The organism is Pseudoclavibacter chungangensis (assembly GCF_013410545.1).
In the GTDB taxonomy this organism is placed as follows: domain Bacteria; phylum Actinomycetota; class Actinomycetes; order Actinomycetales; family Microbacteriaceae; genus Pseudoclavibacter; species Pseudoclavibacter chungangensis.
In genome coordinates this window covers 1,440,347-1,455,641 of record NZ_JACCFV010000001.1, presented here as the reverse complement: position 1 = coordinate 1,455,641, position 15,295 = coordinate 1,440,347, and the positions used below count along the sequence as shown (strand labels likewise).

Annotated in this window: 15 protein-coding genes; 3 read left to right on the top strand and 12 right to left on the bottom strand. The window is 71.1% G+C overall.

Features of this window, described 5'->3' with window-relative positions:
- Positions 1-112: 112 nt before the first annotated feature.
- The 12 genes from aroB to HNR16_RS06505 form a co-directional block, all read right to left on the bottom strand.
- The gene (gene aroB / locus HNR16_RS06560) at positions 113-1,210 is read right to left on the bottom strand and encodes a 3-dehydroquinate synthase (RefSeq protein ID WP_158040339.1); all 1,098 of its coding nucleotides are present in this window, start codon (positions 1,208-1,210) and stop codon (positions 113-115) included.
- Entirely contained in the window at positions 1,207-1,713 is a 507-nt protein-coding gene (locus tag HNR16_RS06555; protein ID WP_158040340.1) for a shikimate kinase, read from the bottom strand. The genes aroB and HNR16_RS06555 overlap by 4 nt, the downstream gene beginning before the upstream one ends.
- Complete coding sequence (gene aroC, locus HNR16_RS06550; RefSeq protein WP_158040341.1) at positions 1,710-2,978, bottom strand: chorismate synthase; 1,269 nt, start codon at positions 2,976-2,978, stop codon at positions 1,710-1,712. The genes HNR16_RS06555 and aroC overlap by 4 nt, the downstream gene beginning before the upstream one ends.
- Before the next feature lie 47 nt (positions 2,979-3,025).
- Entirely contained in the window at positions 3,026-3,883 is an 858-nt protein-coding gene (locus HNR16_RS06545; protein ID WP_158040342.1) for a shikimate dehydrogenase, read from the bottom strand.
- Positions 3,870-4,895 carry an endolytic transglycosylase MltG gene (gene mltG, locus HNR16_RS06540; RefSeq protein ID WP_179558141.1) on the bottom strand — a complete coding sequence of 342 codons (1,026 nt, stop codon included), beginning with the start codon at positions 4,893-4,895 and terminating at the stop codon, positions 3,870-3,872. Before mltG ends, HNR16_RS06545 begins: the two co-directional genes overlap by 14 nt.
- Positions 4,896-5,046: 151 nt before the next feature.
- The gene (ruvX, locus tag HNR16_RS06535) at positions 5,047-5,541 is read right to left on the bottom strand and encodes a Holliday junction resolvase RuvX (protein WP_158040344.1); all 495 of its coding nucleotides are present in this window, start codon (positions 5,539-5,541) and stop codon (positions 5,047-5,049) included.
- 2 nt (positions 5,542-5,543) lie between these two features.
- On the bottom strand, positions 5,544-8,210 hold the full coding sequence (alaS, locus tag HNR16_RS06530) for an alanine--tRNA ligase (RefSeq protein ID WP_158040345.1): 2,667 nt from the start codon (positions 8,208-8,210) through the stop codon (positions 5,544-5,546).
- 71 nt (positions 8,211-8,281) lie between these two features.
- The gene (locus tag HNR16_RS06525; protein ID WP_158040346.1) at positions 8,282-8,500 is read right to left on the bottom strand and encodes a hypothetical protein; all 219 of its coding nucleotides are present in this window, start codon (positions 8,498-8,500) and stop codon (positions 8,282-8,284) included.
- Positions 8,497-8,856 (bottom strand): DUF948 domain-containing protein, encoded by a 360-nt coding sequence (locus HNR16_RS06520; protein WP_158040347.1) that lies wholly within the window; start codon positions 8,854-8,856, stop codon positions 8,497-8,499. The genes HNR16_RS06525 and HNR16_RS06520 overlap by 4 nt, the downstream gene beginning before the upstream one ends.
- 102 nt (positions 8,857-8,958) lie before the next feature.
- A complete protein-coding gene (rpsD, locus tag HNR16_RS06515) occupies positions 8,959-9,588 on the bottom strand; it encodes a 30S ribosomal protein S4 (RefSeq protein ID WP_158040348.1) in 630 nt (209 codons plus the stop codon).
- Positions 9,589-9,795: 207 nt separating this feature from the next.
- Positions 9,796-11,058, bottom strand: a complete 1,263-nt coding sequence (locus HNR16_RS06510; protein ID WP_158040349.1) for an MFS transporter — start codon at positions 11,056-11,058, stop codon at positions 9,796-9,798.
- A gap of 39 nt (positions 11,059-11,097) precedes the next feature.
- The gene (locus tag HNR16_RS06505; protein WP_158040350.1) at positions 11,098-12,435 is read right to left on the bottom strand and encodes a replication-associated recombination protein A; all 1,338 of its coding nucleotides are present in this window, start codon (positions 12,433-12,435) and stop codon (positions 11,098-11,100) included.
- A gap of 70 nt (positions 12,436-12,505) precedes the next feature.
- On the opposite strand from HNR16_RS06505, the gene HNR16_RS06500 reads away from it, so the two are divergent.
- The 3 genes from HNR16_RS06500 to HNR16_RS06490 all read left to right on the top strand — a co-directional run bounded on the left by HNR16_RS06500 (position 12,506) and on the right by HNR16_RS06490 (position 15,285).
- A complete protein-coding gene (locus HNR16_RS06500) occupies positions 12,506-13,273 on the top strand; it encodes a peptidylprolyl isomerase (RefSeq protein WP_225737830.1) in 768 nt (255 codons plus the stop codon).
- Positions 13,274-13,391: 118 nt separating this feature from the next.
- Positions 13,392-14,624 (top strand): DUF349 domain-containing protein, encoded by a 1,233-nt coding sequence (locus HNR16_RS06495; protein WP_158040352.1) that lies wholly within the window; start codon positions 13,392-13,394, stop codon positions 14,622-14,624.
- Between the two features lie 127 nt (positions 14,625-14,751).
- Positions 14,752-15,285: a hypothetical protein gene (locus tag HNR16_RS06490; protein WP_158040353.1), complete on the top strand. Its 534-nt coding sequence runs from the start codon at positions 14,752-14,754 to the stop codon at positions 15,283-15,285.
- Positions 15,286-15,295: the final 10 nt, after the last annotated feature.

The following is a 15,295-nucleotide window of genomic DNA, read 5'->3' as shown; positions in this document are numbered from 1 at the left end:
GTGCCGGACGGGCACTCTCCCAGGGACGTGTGCGACGGAAATAGACCTCGAGTCGTATGCGACCGTTCGCTGGTCGTCCTCGTCCGACGCCGCGCACCCCGACACACGCACGTCAGGTGGCGATCTCCTGGTACGCGGCGAACAGGAGGGACTCGTCGGGCGCCTGCATGATCGTCGGCTTCGCGAGGTCGTCGAGCACGACGAACCGCATCATGGCGCCACGCGCCTTCTTGTCGCGACGCATCGTGGCGAGCAGGGTGTTCCAGCGCCCAGCGGGGTATCCCGTCGGGAGACCGAGCAGCTCGAGCACGCGACGGTGGCGGTCGGCGACCTCGTCGGACAGGCGCCCGCTCAGCCTCGCGAGCTCGGCGACGAACACCATGCCGATCGCGACGGCCGCGCCGTGGCGCCACTTGTAGCGTTCGGCGTTCTCGATCGCGTGGCCGAGCGTGTGTCCGTAGTTGAGGATCTCGCGCAGGCCCTGTTCGGTGAAGTCCTCCCTCACGACGCGGGCCTTCACCCCGATCGCGAGCTCGATCATGCGGCGGAACTCCGGCGTCGACGGATCGGTCGCCCGGTCGGGGTCCGTCTCGATGATGTCGAGGATCTCCGGCTCGGCGATGAAGCCGGCCTTGACGACCTCCGCGAGGCCCGCGAGCAACTCGTTCCTCGGGAGGTCCGCGAGCACGTCGAGATCGACGACGACACCGGCCGGGGCGTGGAACGAGCCGACGAGGTTCTTGCCCTCGTTCGTGTTGATGCCCGTCTTGCCGCCGATCGCCGCATCCACCATCGCGAGCACGGTCGTCGGGACGTGGACGACCTGCACGCCGCGCAGCCACGTCGCCGCGATGAATCCCCCGACATCGGTCGTCGCGCCGCCACCGATCGTCACGACCGCGTCCGAACGCGTGAAGTCGGCCTGGCCGAGGATCTGCCAGCAGAACGCCGCCACCTCGACGCGCTTCGCACCCTCCGCATCGGGGATCTCGGCGAGCAGGACCTCCCGGTACCGCTCGGCGAGCTGCGTGCGGACGGCCTCGGAGATGCTCGCGAGTGCGGGCGCGTGCACGATGAGGATCTTCTCGACGCCGTCCGCGAGCAGTGTCGGCAGCACCCGGTCGAGGTGGGCGATGAGCCCGTGGCCGATCACCACGTCCCCGTGCGCACCCGCGATCTCGATCGTCGTCGTGTCCGTCGACGTGGTCATCGCTCGTCCTCTTCCCGGTGCGCACGCACCCACTGCTCGATGTCGGCGACGACCGCCGCCATGGTTCCGTGCGACGTGTCGAAGGTGACCGTCGCGAGTCGCTCGTACGTCTCCCGCCGCGCGTCGTACAGGCGTTGCCAGTCGTCGATGCTGCGGATCAGCGGACGCTTCGTCGATCCGCGGATGCGTCGTTCGATCGCCGCGGGCGACGCGACGAGCTGGATGACCGTGTGCGGCGGCAGCAGTCGCTGGGTGTCCGGGTCCATGACGGCTCCCCCACCGAGCGACACGACGCCGCCACCGTCGAGCGCCTCGGCGACGACCTCGCGTTCGATCGCGCGGAACCCGCTCTCGCCGTGGCTCGCGAAGACATCCGGGATCGGTCCGTGGCGCGAGACGATGACCCGATCGGTGTCGACGAACTCGACGTCGAGCCGACGGGCGAGCCGCCGCCCGCCTCTCGTCTTCCCCGCGGCGGGTGGGCCGATGAGGACGATGCTCATACCCGCCACTCGCTCAGCGAGTCACCCATGGGCGTGTCGTCGACATCTCGGTCGTCGTCCGGACCGTCGAACTCGTCCGGGGTCGTCCGCAGGGCGTCGGGAACGGCCGCGACGTACGCGTCGAGGTTGCGCCGCGTCTCGGCGAGCGAGTCGCCGCCGAATTTGCGGAGCAGCGCGTCGGCGACCGTGAGGGCGACCATGGCCTCCGCCACGACGCCGGATGCCGGGACGGCGCACACGTCGGAGCGCTGGTGGTGCGCGGTCGCGTCCGTGCCCGTCGCGACGTCGACCGTGTGCAGGGCGCGCGGCACCGTCGCGATGGGTTTCATACCGGCGCGCACACGCAGGACGCCGCCGGTCGACATCCCGCCCTCGATACCGCCGGCGCGGCCAGACGAGCGCGCGATGCCGTCGTCGGTCGCGAACAGGGGGTCGTGGGCCGCCGTGCCGGGCCGCCGCGTCGTCTCGAACCCGTCGCCGACCTCGACGCCCTTGATGGCCTGGATGCTCATGAGCGCCCGTGCCAGGTCGGCGTCGAGGCGACGATCCCACTGCACGTAGGAACCGAGGCCGGGTGGGAGCCCGTACACGAGCACCTCGGTCACCCCACCGAGCGTGTCGCCCGATTTGCGCGCCTCGTCGATGAGCGCGACGGCGCGCTCGGACGTCTCGCTGTCGAAGATGCGCACGGGGTCCGCATCGAGCCGATCGACGTCGTCGGGTGCGGGGAGCGCCGTGCCCTCGGGCACTCGGACCGTCCCGATCGCGAGGGTGTGGCTCACGGTCCGGACGCCGAGCTCGGCGAGAAGCCGCTTCGCGATCGCACCGAGCGCGACGCGCGCGGCCGTCTCACGTGCACTCGCGCGCTCCAGGACGGGACGCGCGTCGTCGAACCCGTACTTCTGCATTCCCGTCAGGTCGGCGTGTCCCGGGCGCGGGCGCGTGAGCCGTTGCCCTCGGCCCGTCTCGAACACGGCCTCGTCCACGGGCTCGGGGCTCATCACCTCGGTCCACTTCGGCCACTCCGTGTTCCCGATGCGGATGCCGACGGGCGAGCCCATCGTGAGCCCGTGCCGGACGCCCGCCGACAGGTGCAGTTCGTCCTGCTCGAACTTCATGCGGGCGCCACGACCGTGGCCGAGCTTGCGCCGCGCGAGATCGGCGCGCAGGTCGTCGAGCGAGAGGGGAACGCCCGCGGGGAGTCCTTCGATGATCGCGAGGAGTTCGGGACCGTGGGATTCGCCCGCCGTGAGCCATCTGAGCATGGGAACCATCTTCCCACGAGCGTGGACGGTGGCGGCGCAGCGGTCGGTCAGTGGCCGCTCGACACCCCGAGCGCCGCGCGCATGATGCCGACGAGTGTCGCGTCCGGCAGCGCGACGGCCTCGTCCTCCGGCCGCACGAAGAGCCGCACCTGGCCGACCGCCTGGTGCACGAGCAGGTCGAGCCCCGTGACGACGCGACCGCCGACGTCGAGCCACAACGCGGCCATCGCGGGCGGCCACGGATCGTAGACGGCCTCGAAGAGCGTCGCCCGCGCTCGGACGTCCGCGGGATACCGGACGTGCACGTGCCGTCCGTCGGGGATCGTGTCCACGACGAGGTCGACCTCGTCGTCGGCGACGAACGACGAGAGTTCGACGACCTCGACGTCGAGTCCGAGGCGACGGGCGAGATCCGCGAGGGGGCGCGCCCGCTCCGGGCGGCGCGCGAGGACGCGGAGTCGACGGGCCCCGAGGCCCGCGACCGCGACGACCGCGGACGCGGCCGTGTTGCCGGCGCCGAGCAGATCGACGCGTGACGGCACGGCACCCACTTCACGCAGCGCCGATCGGAATCCGTCGACGTCGGTGTTGTGTCCGTGCGCCGCGGCTCGCGGGCCGCCGTCGTCGAACACGAGCGTGTTGACCGCGCCCGCGAGTTCGGCGGTCTCCGAAACCGTCGCGCAGCGCGGGATCACGGCCGACTTGAGCGGCATCGTCAGCGACAGGCCGCGCCATCCGCCGCCGCGAGCGTCGAGGAACGCCCCGAGCGTGGACTCGTCGACGTCGAAGCGCCCGTACGACCAGTCGAGTCCGAGGGCACGGTAGGCCGCGGTGTGCAGCTCGGGCGATCGCGAGTGGGCGATCGGTGAGCCGAGTACCGCGAGCCGCGTCTCAACCGTACTCAGGGTGCTCCGCCATCCACTGCTGCCACTTCGCGACCGCCGCGAGGTGCTCCTCGTACGTGTTCGAGAAGATCGTCTCGCCCGTCTCGAGGTTCCAGGTGACGAAGTAGAGCCACTGCCCGTCGGCGGGATTCACGGCCGCGTCGATCGCGAGATCGCCGGGGTTCGAGATGGGGCCCGCGACCATGCCCGTGTGCACGTACGTGTTGAACGGGTTCGAGGCGTCGGCGCGTTCGGCGTCGGTCGTCTCCACGCGGTGCGTGTTCCCCGTTCCGTACGCGACGGTCGCATCGGACTGCAGCGGCATGTCGATCGCGAGCCGGTTGAGGAAGACGCGCGACACCTTGTAGTAGTCCTCGCGCAGGCCGGCTTCCTTCTGGATGAGCGAGGCGAGCCGGACGACGTCCCAGCGCGATTCCGGCGCGACGCCGTGCTCGTCGAGCGATTGCATCGCACGATCGACCATGGTCTGGAGGACGGTGCGCGCGTCGACGCCGTCCTCGAAGTCGTAGGTCGCCGGGAACAGGAAGCCCTCGAGACTCGTCGCCTCGGCGGGCAGACCGAACGATTGCGGATCCGCGGCGAGCGCCTCGAGCTCCGTCGCGGGAATGCCGAGTGAACTCTCGATCACGCTGAACGCGTCGGCCTGGGTCTCCCCCTCTCGCACGAGAACCGTCGAGTGGGCGAGGTTCGCCGGGTCGAGCAGCGCGTCGAGCGCGCTGTCGGCGCTCATCTCCGCCTGCAGCTTGAAGGTGCCGGGCTGGAAGACGGGCTCCTCGGCGCGGCCGGTGACGGCCGAGACGAACGCCTTGACGGACTTCACGACGCCCTCCTCGGTCAGCCGTTCGCCGATCTGCGTGCCCGTGTCGCCGTCGACGACCGTGAAGAGGACCTCGGTGCCGTTGCCCGCCCCCTCGAAGTCGCCCGCATCGAGGCCGAGCACGCTCTGGATCCGATCGCCGAACGCGACCCAGCCGATGCCCCCACCCGCGACGAGCAGAGCGAGCACGACCACGATCGCGATGATCGGGCCGCGGCGACGACGTGGCTTCGCGTCGCTCTCCGCGCGACGTCGAGCGCGTCTGCTCGTCGGCGTGCCGTCCGAGTTCAGCGTCTCCCCCGCGAGCAACTCGCTGAACGGGTCGGCGCCTGCGTGCGCGTGCTGGTCATCGCTTCGGTTCTGATCCGACAGAATCCTCGTCCCTTCGTTCCACTGGCGCCCCCGGCTCACGCCCAGTGGACCGTTCGGCGTCCAATGCGTTCTGCAAGAGTACTACGGCCGCCATCTGGTCGATCCGGTCGCGCGATCTGCTGGCGCTGCGCCCCACGTCGCGCAGTTGTCGCGCCGCGGTGACCGTCGTGAGTCGCTCGTCGACGAGCCGCACGGGTACCTCGGTCGCCTCCGCGATCGCCGCGGCGACGTCGCGGGCATCGGTCGTCGACGGCGTGTCGCCGCCTGCGAGCGACAGGGGCAGCCCCACGAGCACCTCGATCGCGTCGGTCTCGACGACGTGCGCGACGATCGCCGCGACGTGCCGCTCCCTCGTGGTGTCGCGAGGCACCGTCTCGACGGGCGTCGCGAGCAGGCCGGACGGATCCGAACGCGCGACACCGATGCGCGCGCGCCCGACGTCGACACCGAGCCGCGTGCCGTGCCGCACGCTCAGTCGCCCAACTGCCGCGCGACGGCGGTCAGCGCCTCGGCGAGCTTCGTCGCGTCCTGTCCACCGCCCTGAGCGACGTCGTCGCGTCCGCCACCGCCGCCGCCGAGCACCTGCGCGGCCGTGCGCACGAGGGCACCGGCCTTGACGCCAGCACCGCGCGCCGCCTCGTTCGTGGCGACGAGGACGACGGGCTTGCCCTTCGACGTCGCGCCGAGCGCCACGACGGCCGGCACGCTGCCGAGCCGGTCGCGGACCGCGAGGGCGAGGGAACGGAGGTCGTCGCTCGACGCGATCTCCCCCACCTCGGCGCCCGCGAGGGTCACGGCTCCCGCCCTCGACGCGGCACCCGCGATGTCGGGCGCACGGAGGGCGAGCTGTGCCGACTCGAGTTCGGCGATGCGCCGCTCGGCGGCCTTCAGGTTCGTGACGAGTTCACCGACGCGCTGTTCGAGTTGCCCCCGCGGCGTCTTGAGGTTCGTCGAGAGCGTCTGCACGATCGCGCGCTCCGCGGCGAAGTCCTTGAACGCGTCACGGCCGACGAGGGACTCGATGCGCCGGTTCGCGCTTCCGACGCTCGATTCACCGACGAGGTTGACGAGCCCGATCTCGGACGAGTGCGCGACGTGCGTCCCACCGCACAGCTCGCGCGACCACGGGCCGCCGATGTCCACCATGCGGACGACCGAGCCGTACTTCTCGCCGAAGAGCGCCCGTGCCCCGAGGGCCTTGGCCTCGTCGATCGGGAGCTCGCGGGTCACGACCTCGTAGTCCTGCCGGATCGCGTTGTTCGCGATCTCCTCGATCTCGCTCCGCGTCGCCGGCGAGAGCGCCTGCGACCATGTGAAGTCGAGTCGCATGTAGCCCGCGCGGTTGTACGAACCGGACTGGTGGGCGTCGTCGCCGAGCGTGTCGCGGAGGGCGGCGTGGATGAGGTGGGTCGCCGAGTGCGCCTGGTTCGCCCCACGGCGGTACGCGGCATCGACGACCGTCTCGACGCGGTCGCCGACCGCGACGTGCCCCTGCGTGACGGTGACCGTGTGGCTCACGAGCCCGGGGACGGGGCGCTGCACGTCGACGACCTCGGCGGCGAAGTCACCGGAACGGCCGACGATCGCACCCGAGTCGGCGTCCTGACCGCCCGCTTCGGCGTACAGCGAGGTCTCGTCGAGGATGAGCTCGATCTGCGCGCCCGCGCTCGCTTCCCGGACGGGGTGGCCGTCCTGGAGGATGCCGAGCACCTCGGACTCGTGCTCGAGTTCGGTGTAGCCCACGAAGCGCGTCTCGCCGAGGGCCCGGAACTCCGAGTAGACGCCGACGTCGGCGAGCGCCGTGCGCTTCGACTTCGCGTCGGCGCGTGCGCGTGCGCGCTGCTCGCTCATGAGCTCGTCGAACGCGCCGCGGTTGACCTGCAGCCCGGCCTCCTCGGCCATCTCGACCGTGAGGTCGATCGGGAAGCCGAACGTGTCGTGGAGCAGGAACGCGGTGTCGCCGGACAGCGTCGTCGCTCCCTCCTGCTTCGTCGCGGAGACGGCCTCGTCGAGGATGACGGTGCCCTGCGCGAGCGTGCGCCGGAAGGTCTCCTCCTCGGCGTAGGCGAGCCGGGAGATGCGGTCGAAGTCCGCGACGACCTCGGGGTAGGCGTCCTTCATGGCGTCACGCGACGCGGGGAACAGCACGGGGAAGCTCGGCGCGTCGTAGCCGAGGAGGCGCATCGCGCGGACGACGCGACGCAGCAGGCGGCGGAGGATGTACCCGCGGCCCTCGTTGCCGGGCTGCACGCCGTCCGACATGAGCATGAGCGACGAGCGCACGTGGTCCGCGATGACGCGCAGCCGGACGTCGTCCTCGTGGTCCGCACCGTACGTCGTCCCCGCGAGCGAGGCCGCCGCGTCGAGCGCGGGCCGCACCTGGTCGATCTCGTACATGTTCTCGACGCCCTGCTTGAGGAACGCGATGCGCTCGAGCCCCATGCCCGTGTCGATGTTCTTCTTCGGCAGCTCGCGGACGAGTTCGAAGTCGTCCTTCGACGTCCCCGCGCCGCGTTCGTACTGCATGAAGACGAGGTTCCAGATCTCCACGTAGCGGTCGTCGTCCGTCGCGGGACCGCCCTCGATACCGTAGGCGGGGCCCCGGTCGAAGAAGATCTCGGAGCACGGCCCCGCGGGGCTGCCCGCAGCGCCCGCGGACCAGAAGTTCGTGCCCATGCCGAGCCCTTGCACCCGATCGTGCGGCAGGCCGATGACGTCCTCCCACACCGTGCGTGCCTCGTCGTCGTCCTCGTAGACGGTCACCCACAGGTCGTCGGGGTCGAAGCCGAGGCCGCCCTCGTCCTCGGGGGTCGTGAGCAGCTCCCACGCGAACTCGATCGCGCCGCGCTTGAAGTAGTCGCCGAACGAGAAGTTGCCGCACATCTGGAAGAACGTGCCGTGCCGCGGCGTCTTGCCGACCTCTTCGATGTCGAGCGTCCGGATGCACTTCTGCACGCTCGTGGCGCGCGGGAACGGCGCGGGGACGACGCCCGTGAAGTACGGGATGAACGGGACCATGCCCGCGATCGTGAAGAGGATGGTGGGGTCGTCGCTCACGAGTGACGCGGAGGGGACGACCTGGTGACCGCGCCGCTCGAAGTAGTCGAGGAATCGGCGGCGGATCTCGGCGGTCTGCATGACTGGGGTTCTGGCCTCTCGGAAGGATTCGGTTCGCGGACGCGACGGACGCGACGGACGCGACGGACGCGTCAGCGGTCGCCGGGAACGGGGGTGCGCTCGACCGCGGCGAGCAGTTCCTGGGTGCGGGCGTCGTAGCCGTCGCGCACCGCCTCGCGGAACGCGTCGATCTTCGCGTTCAGGTCGGCGAAGGCGGCACCGCCCCGCTCGGTGGAGTTGACGAGGTGGGCGAGCGCGAAGCCGGCGGCGACGCCGCCGATCACGAGGAGGGTTCCCCGGACGACGCTCACTTGCGGACCCCGCGGAGGCTGCGGAACGCGGCGCGCGCGGCGGCCGAGAAGCCGGCGATCTTGATGAGCGGACCACCGACGGTCGCCGCCGTGAGCGAGACGAGGCTCGAGACGTTCGTCGTCGTGTCGGCGACGTCGGTCGTGATCGTGTCGATCTTCGCGAGCTGCTTGTTCGCCTCCAGCACGGTCACCTGCGTCTCGGCGAGCGTGGGCGTGATCGCGTCGACCGACTCGCGGATGCCCGCGCGGAGCTCGTCGAACACGCCACCCAGCTTGATGAGCGGCACGGCGAGCAGGGCGGTGAGCAGCAGGAACACGCCCGCGGCGATGAGCCCGGCGACGTCTCCTCCGGTCATGGCGAACCTCGTTTCGATCGATGGGTGGTCTCGGACCCGGTGGGAGGCCACGAGGGGCGGGTCATCGTGCGATGACCCGCCCCAATCGTAGCGTCGGCCGGACTAGCGAGCTGCGTAGTACTCGACGACGAGCTGGACCTCACAGGTCACGGGGACCTCGGCGCGCTTCGGGCGACGGTCGAGCTTGGCCTGCAGCGTGGGCAGGTCGACGACGAGGTAGCCCGGCGTCTTGGGCAGGACCTCGGCGTGGCCACCGGCCGCGGCGACCTGGAAGGGCTCGGTGCCCTCGGAGCGCTGCTTGACGCCGATGGTCTGACCCGGCTTCACGCGGAAGCTCGGGCGGTCGACGATCTTGCCGTCGACGAGGATGTGGCGGTGCACGACCATCTGGCGCGCCTGTGCCGTGGTGCGCGCGAATCCGGCGCGGAGCACGAGCGCGTCGAGGCGCTGCTCGAGCAGCTCGACGAGGTTCTCACCGGTCAGTCCGGGCAGGCGGCGGGCCTCCTCGAACACGATGCGGAGCTGCTTCTCGCGCAGACCGTACTGCGCCCGCAGACGCTGCTTCTCGCGGAGTCGGACCGCGTAGTCGGAGTCGGTCTTGCGGCGCGTGCGGCCGTGCTCGCCCGGGGCGTAGGGACGCTTCTCGAGTGCGCGGGCGGCCTTCGGGGTCAGTGCGATGCCGAGGGCGCGCGACTGGCGCACCTTCGAGCGGGTACGGGACGTCTTGGACACGTCGTTCCTTCCGGAGTTGAGTTCAGGCGCGCGTGAGCGCGCAGACAGTGATGCTCTCCGCCTCTTCCTTTTCTCCGAGGCGTCGAACTCGATGGGTGTCCGGGACGGGCCGGCTACAGGCCTCCGTCGTCCTCCCGAGCGCGCAGCCGCACGACGATCCGGGAGACGGACCGAACGAGACTAGCACGTTCGGCGCGCTCGGGCAGCTCACTCGACGCGGTATCGGAGGAACGACGGAACGAGGAGCACGGCGACGATCGTCACGACGATCACGAGCACACCGCCGCCCGCCGCGGCCGGCGCGGCACCGACGACCGAGGCCGCGCCGCCGTGCAGGGTGTCCGCGAGGCGGGGCCCACCGGCAACGACGACGATGAAGATGCCCTGCAGGCGACCGCGCACGGCGTCCTCGGCCGCGCTCTGGAGCATGCTCGTCCGGAACGCGGCGCTCGCCATGTCGGCCGCACCGCCCACCATGAGTGCGAGGACCGCGACGACGAGCATGGTGCCCGCCACACCGCCCCCGAACCCGGCGGCGATCCCGAACGCGACGACCGCGAGCCCCCACACGACGATCGCCGACACGACCGCGACGCCCTGGCGTCGCACGCGCGAGACCCAGCCGGAGAAGATGCCCCCGAGCACGGCGCCCGCGGGGATCGCGGCGGAGAGCGCGGCGAACGCGAGGCCGCCCGCGCTCTCGCCCCCGAACGACGTGTGCGCGATCTCGGGGAAGAGTGCGCGCGGCATCCCGAACAGCATCGCGATGATGTCGACGACGAACGACATGAGCAGCACGGGGTGGAGGCGCAGGTACCGGAACCCGTCGATCACCGAGCGCAGACCGGGCGCCTGCACGTTCCCCTCCACGCGCAGCGACGGCAGCCGCAGCACGGCCACGAGCGTCGCGAACAGGCACAGCGTGTCGACGAGATAGAGCCACGAGAAGCCGATGAAGGGGATCAGCACGCCGCCGACGAGCGGTCCCGCGATCGCCCCCGCCTGGACGACGGTCATCTGCAGGGCGTTCGCGGCGGGCAGCTGCTCGGCGGGCACGAGGCGCGGGATCACGGCGCTCCGGGTCGGCTGGTCGATCGCGAAGAACGACTGCTGCAGGGCGAACAGGCCGAGGAGCAGCCACACGTCGGTCGAACCGGCCGCGGCCTGCGCCCACAGCAGACCGCTCGTCACGATGAGCCCGCCCGTCGTGACGACGAGGAGCACGCGCCGGTCGAGCGCATCCGCCAGGGCACCGCCCCAGAGGCCGAACACGATGAGCGGCACGAGACCGAACAGTCCGGTGAGACCGACGTACGCGGACGATCCGGTGTCGGCGTAGATCTGCGCCGGGATCGTGACGACCGTCAATTGGGCGCCGATCACGGTCACGATGTTCGCGAGCCACAGCCTGCGGAACGCCGGGACGCGCAGGGGGCGCGTGTCGGCGAAGAGTTGACGGAGTCCGGCCACGAGCGGTCACCCTACGCCCGGCGGCGGACGGTCGCGAGATCAGGTCCGTTTCGGTCCGTCACCGCGCGTGATGCGCCGGATGCGCTCGAGGCGCGCCTGCACCTCGCGTTCGCCACCGAGCGCGCGCGGACGGTAGTACTCGCGCCCCACGAGCGGGTCGGGCAGGTACTGCTGCGCGACGACACCGAGCTCGGCGTCGTGCGGGTACCGGTAGCCGCGTCCGTGGCCGAGCTTCTTGGCACCCGCGTAGTGCGCGTCGCGGAGGTGGACGGGCACCCGACCGGCCTTCCCCGCCTTGACGTCGGCGATGGCCTCGTCGACCGCGAGGTACGCGGCGTTCGACTTCGGTGCGGTCGCGAGATAGATCGTCGCCTCGGCGAGCGGGATGCGGCCCTCCGGCATCCCGATGAGCTGCACGGTCTGGGCGGCCGCCACCGCGACCCCGAGCGCGTCGGGGTCCGCGAGCCCGATGTCCTCGGCCGCCGAGATCATGAGGCGCCGAGCGATGAAGCGCGGGTCCTCCCCCGCGACGATCATGCGCGCCAGGTAGTGGACGGCCGCGTCGGGATCGCTCCCCCGGATCGACTTGATGAACGCGCTGATGACGTCGTAGTGCTCGTCGCCGTCGCGGTCGTAGCGCAGGAGCGCCTGATCGCTCGCGGCCGCCACGTGCTCGGCGGTGATGGTCCCGGCCCCCTCGGTCACGGCGGACTCGGCGGACGCCTCGAGCGTCGTGAGCGCGCGTCGGGCATCGCCCGAGGCGAACTGGATGATCGCCCGCTTCGCGTCGTCGTCGAGGGCCGGTGCGCCGCCGAGGCCGCGCGGATCGTCGACCGCACGGTCGAGGAGTTCCGCGAGGTCGGCGTCGTCGAGCGGTTGGAGCGTGAGCAGCAGGCTGCGCGAGAGGAGGGGTGTGATGACGGAGAACGACGGGTTCTCCGTCGTCGCCGCGACGAGCGTCACCCAGCCGTTCTCGACGCCAGGGAGCAGCGCATCCTGTTGGGCCTTCGTGAACCGATGGATCTCGTCGAGGAACAGGACGGTCTGCATGCCGTACAGATCGCGCTGCGAGAGGGCCTCGTCCATCGCGGCGCGCACGTCCTTGACGCCCGCCGAGATCGCGCTGAGCTGCACGAACCGGCGGTTCGAGGTGTGCGCGATCGTCTGCGCGATCGTGGTCTTCCCCGTCCCGGGCGGTCCCCACAGGATGACCGATGTCCCGGCGGCCCGCGTGGACTCCCCCGAGGCGAGCGTGACGAGCGGCGAACCGGGGCGCATGAGGTGTCGCTGGCCGACGACCTCGTCGAGGGACCGGGGTCGCATCCGGACGGCCAGTGGCGCCGTCGTGGAGTGCAGTGCCGATCCGTCGTCCGTCATGTGCGAGATGTTAGTAAACTCACCCCGGCGACCGTGGTCGCCGTCCATCCGGCGATCCCGAAGAGGTACCGTGGCGTCCAGCAAGCAGTCCCGTGAGAACAAGCGCCGTCAGCGCGCCTTCGAGGCGCGCGTGGCGGTGAACGACCGGCAGCAGCGCCGCCGCAAGCGTGACAACGTCGCGGCGGGCATCACGCTCGCCGTCGTCGCACTGCTCGCGGGTGCCGCGCAGGTCTTCTTCTTCGTCGGCGGCCCCGGTGCGCCCGTGACGGAGCCGGTGGCCACGGAGACCACGTCGGCGGAGACGCCGGCCGCCACCGCCCCGGATCCGGCGCTCGCCGAGGGACGCACGTGGACCGGGACGATGACGTTCAACGGCTCCCTCGAGCTCGGCATCGACCTGAACGGCGCCGCGGCGCCGCAGGCGGTCGCCAACATGATCTCGCTCAGCCAGTCGGGCTACTACGACGACACGGCGTGCCACCGACTCACGACGGAAGGGCTCTACGTCCTCCAGTGCGGTGATCCGGAGGGCACGGGCCAGGGCGGCCCCGGCTACACGTGGGGACCGATCGAGAACGCTCCCGCCGACGGCGTCTATCCGGCCGGGACGATCGCGATGGCCCGCACGCAGGACCCGAACAGCATGGGGAGCCAGTTCTTCATCGTCTACGAGGACACGACGCTCCCGACGGACGGCGGCGGCTACACGATCTTCGGCACGGTCACGAGCGGACTCGACGAACTGCGGTCGCAGATCGTGGCCCAGGGCGTGCAGGGCGGTGCCTCGGACGGTGCTCCTGTCGCTCCGGCGGTCATCACGGGGATCTCCCTGTCCTGAGCTCGTCCGTGACTCGCCCCGACCTCAGCCGCGAACTGCATCGCGGGGCCCGGCCGATGTCCTAGTCTGGTTGCACCGCGCTCAGCGCACACGCCTAACGTCGAGGGAACACCCGATCATGTCTGCACTCCCTGAACACCCCTGGGGCCGCGTCGAAGAAGACGGCACCGTCTATGTCGTCGAAGACGGCGTCGAGCGCCAGGTGGGCCAGTACCCGGACGGTACGCCGGAGGAGGCTCTCGCCTACTTCGTGCGGAAGTTCTCCGACCTCGAGGGTCAGGTCTCGGTGCTCGAACAGCGCGTCCGCAACGGCGCGCCCGCGAGCGACGTCGCCCGCTCGGTCGCGCACCTCGAGCAACAGCTCCAGGGCGCGAACGTCGTCGGCGACCTCGCATCGCTGCGCACGCGGCTCGGCGCGCTGGGTGGCTCCGTGAGCGAGCTCACCGAGCAGCAGCAGCAGGAGTCGCGCGCGCAGCTCGCCGAGGCGATCGCCACGCGCGAGGCGATCGTCGTCGAGGCGGAGCGCCTCGCCGCACAGGATCCCGCCTCCGTGCAGTGGAAGCAGACGTCCGCCGCGATGGACGATCTCTTCGCACAGTGGCAGTCGCACCAGCAGACCGGCCCACGCCTGCCGAAGTCGGATGCCAATGCCCTCTGGAAGCGGTTCCGACAGGCCCGCAACACGATCGACAGCGAGCGACGGGCCTTCTTCGCCGAGCTCGACGCGACGCACAAGCAGGCACGGGACGCGAAGAACCGCATCATCGAGCGCGCCGAGGAGCTCGCACCGCGCGGAGCCGACGGGGTGGCCGAGTACCGGCGACTGCTCGACGAGTGGAAGGCCGCCGGCCGGGCCGGCCGCAAGTACGACGATGCGCTGTGGGCCCGGTTCAAGGCGGCGGGCGACGTCCTCTTCCAGGCGAAGGGCGAGATCGACCTGCGCGAGAGCGAGGAGCTGTCGGGCAACCTCGAGGCCAAGGAGGCCCTGCTCGAGGAGGCGCAGCCGATCCTCAAGATCACGGACCGCCGGACGGCGCGCGAGAAGCTTGGTGACATCCAGCGGCGCTGGGACGAGATCGGGCGCGTTCCGCGCGATCGCTTCAAGGCCGTCGAGGATCGACTGCGACAGGTCGAGCAGCACGTGCGCAAGCTCGACGACGACCACTGGAGCAGCTCCGACCCCGAGAAGAAGGCGCGCTCCGAGGGGATGCACGCGCAGCTGCACGAGGCCATCGCGAAGCTCGAGGCCGAGCGTGACGCGGCCGCGGCTCGCGGCGACGCGGCGGCCGAGCGCGAGGCCGAGGACGCGCTCGCGGCGCGGCGATCCTGGCTCGCGGCCCTGGGCGGCTGAGCGACACGTCCCCGACGACGGCGCGGCGATCACTCGCCGCGCCGTCGTCGTCTGTGGGCCCGGGCTTGTCCACAGGACCGCGCCCGGTCGCGGAACCGACACGGACCCGCGGTCCACAATGCCGCACATGGAAGCGAGAGGCCTCGCCGCACTGGCGCCGGAGGAACTGCAGTCCATGCGGCTCGACGGCGAGCTCACCCCACTGCACACGGCGAACGACGTCGGCTACGTTCCCGTCGACGAACCCTTCACGGGCACGATCCGTGCCATGTCGATCGGCACGGGTGTGCCCGTGACGGGGGTGCTCGAGCGTGAGACGGCAGCGTGGGTCCACGACGGCCTCGCGCCACCGCCGTGCATCGAGATCGCGGTCCCCCGCGGCCACCGGCGACACACCGTCGAGCCCGGCAGGCGGTATCGCGAGGTCGCCGTGCCGCACGAGCACCGCGTCCTCCTCGGCACCGTGCACGTCACGACGCTCGCGCGCACACTCGCCGATCTCGCCCGCGGCGAGACACCGCTCGCACGGGTGCGGGCGCTCTATCGCATGTCGGGCAGCCGTCCCGAACTCCTCGACGAGGCGGTGGCGATCCTCACCGGTCGCCACGGCAGTCGATCCGGGCGGGCGCGGCTGACACGACTCGCGGGAACATGCCGCTGACCGTGCCACC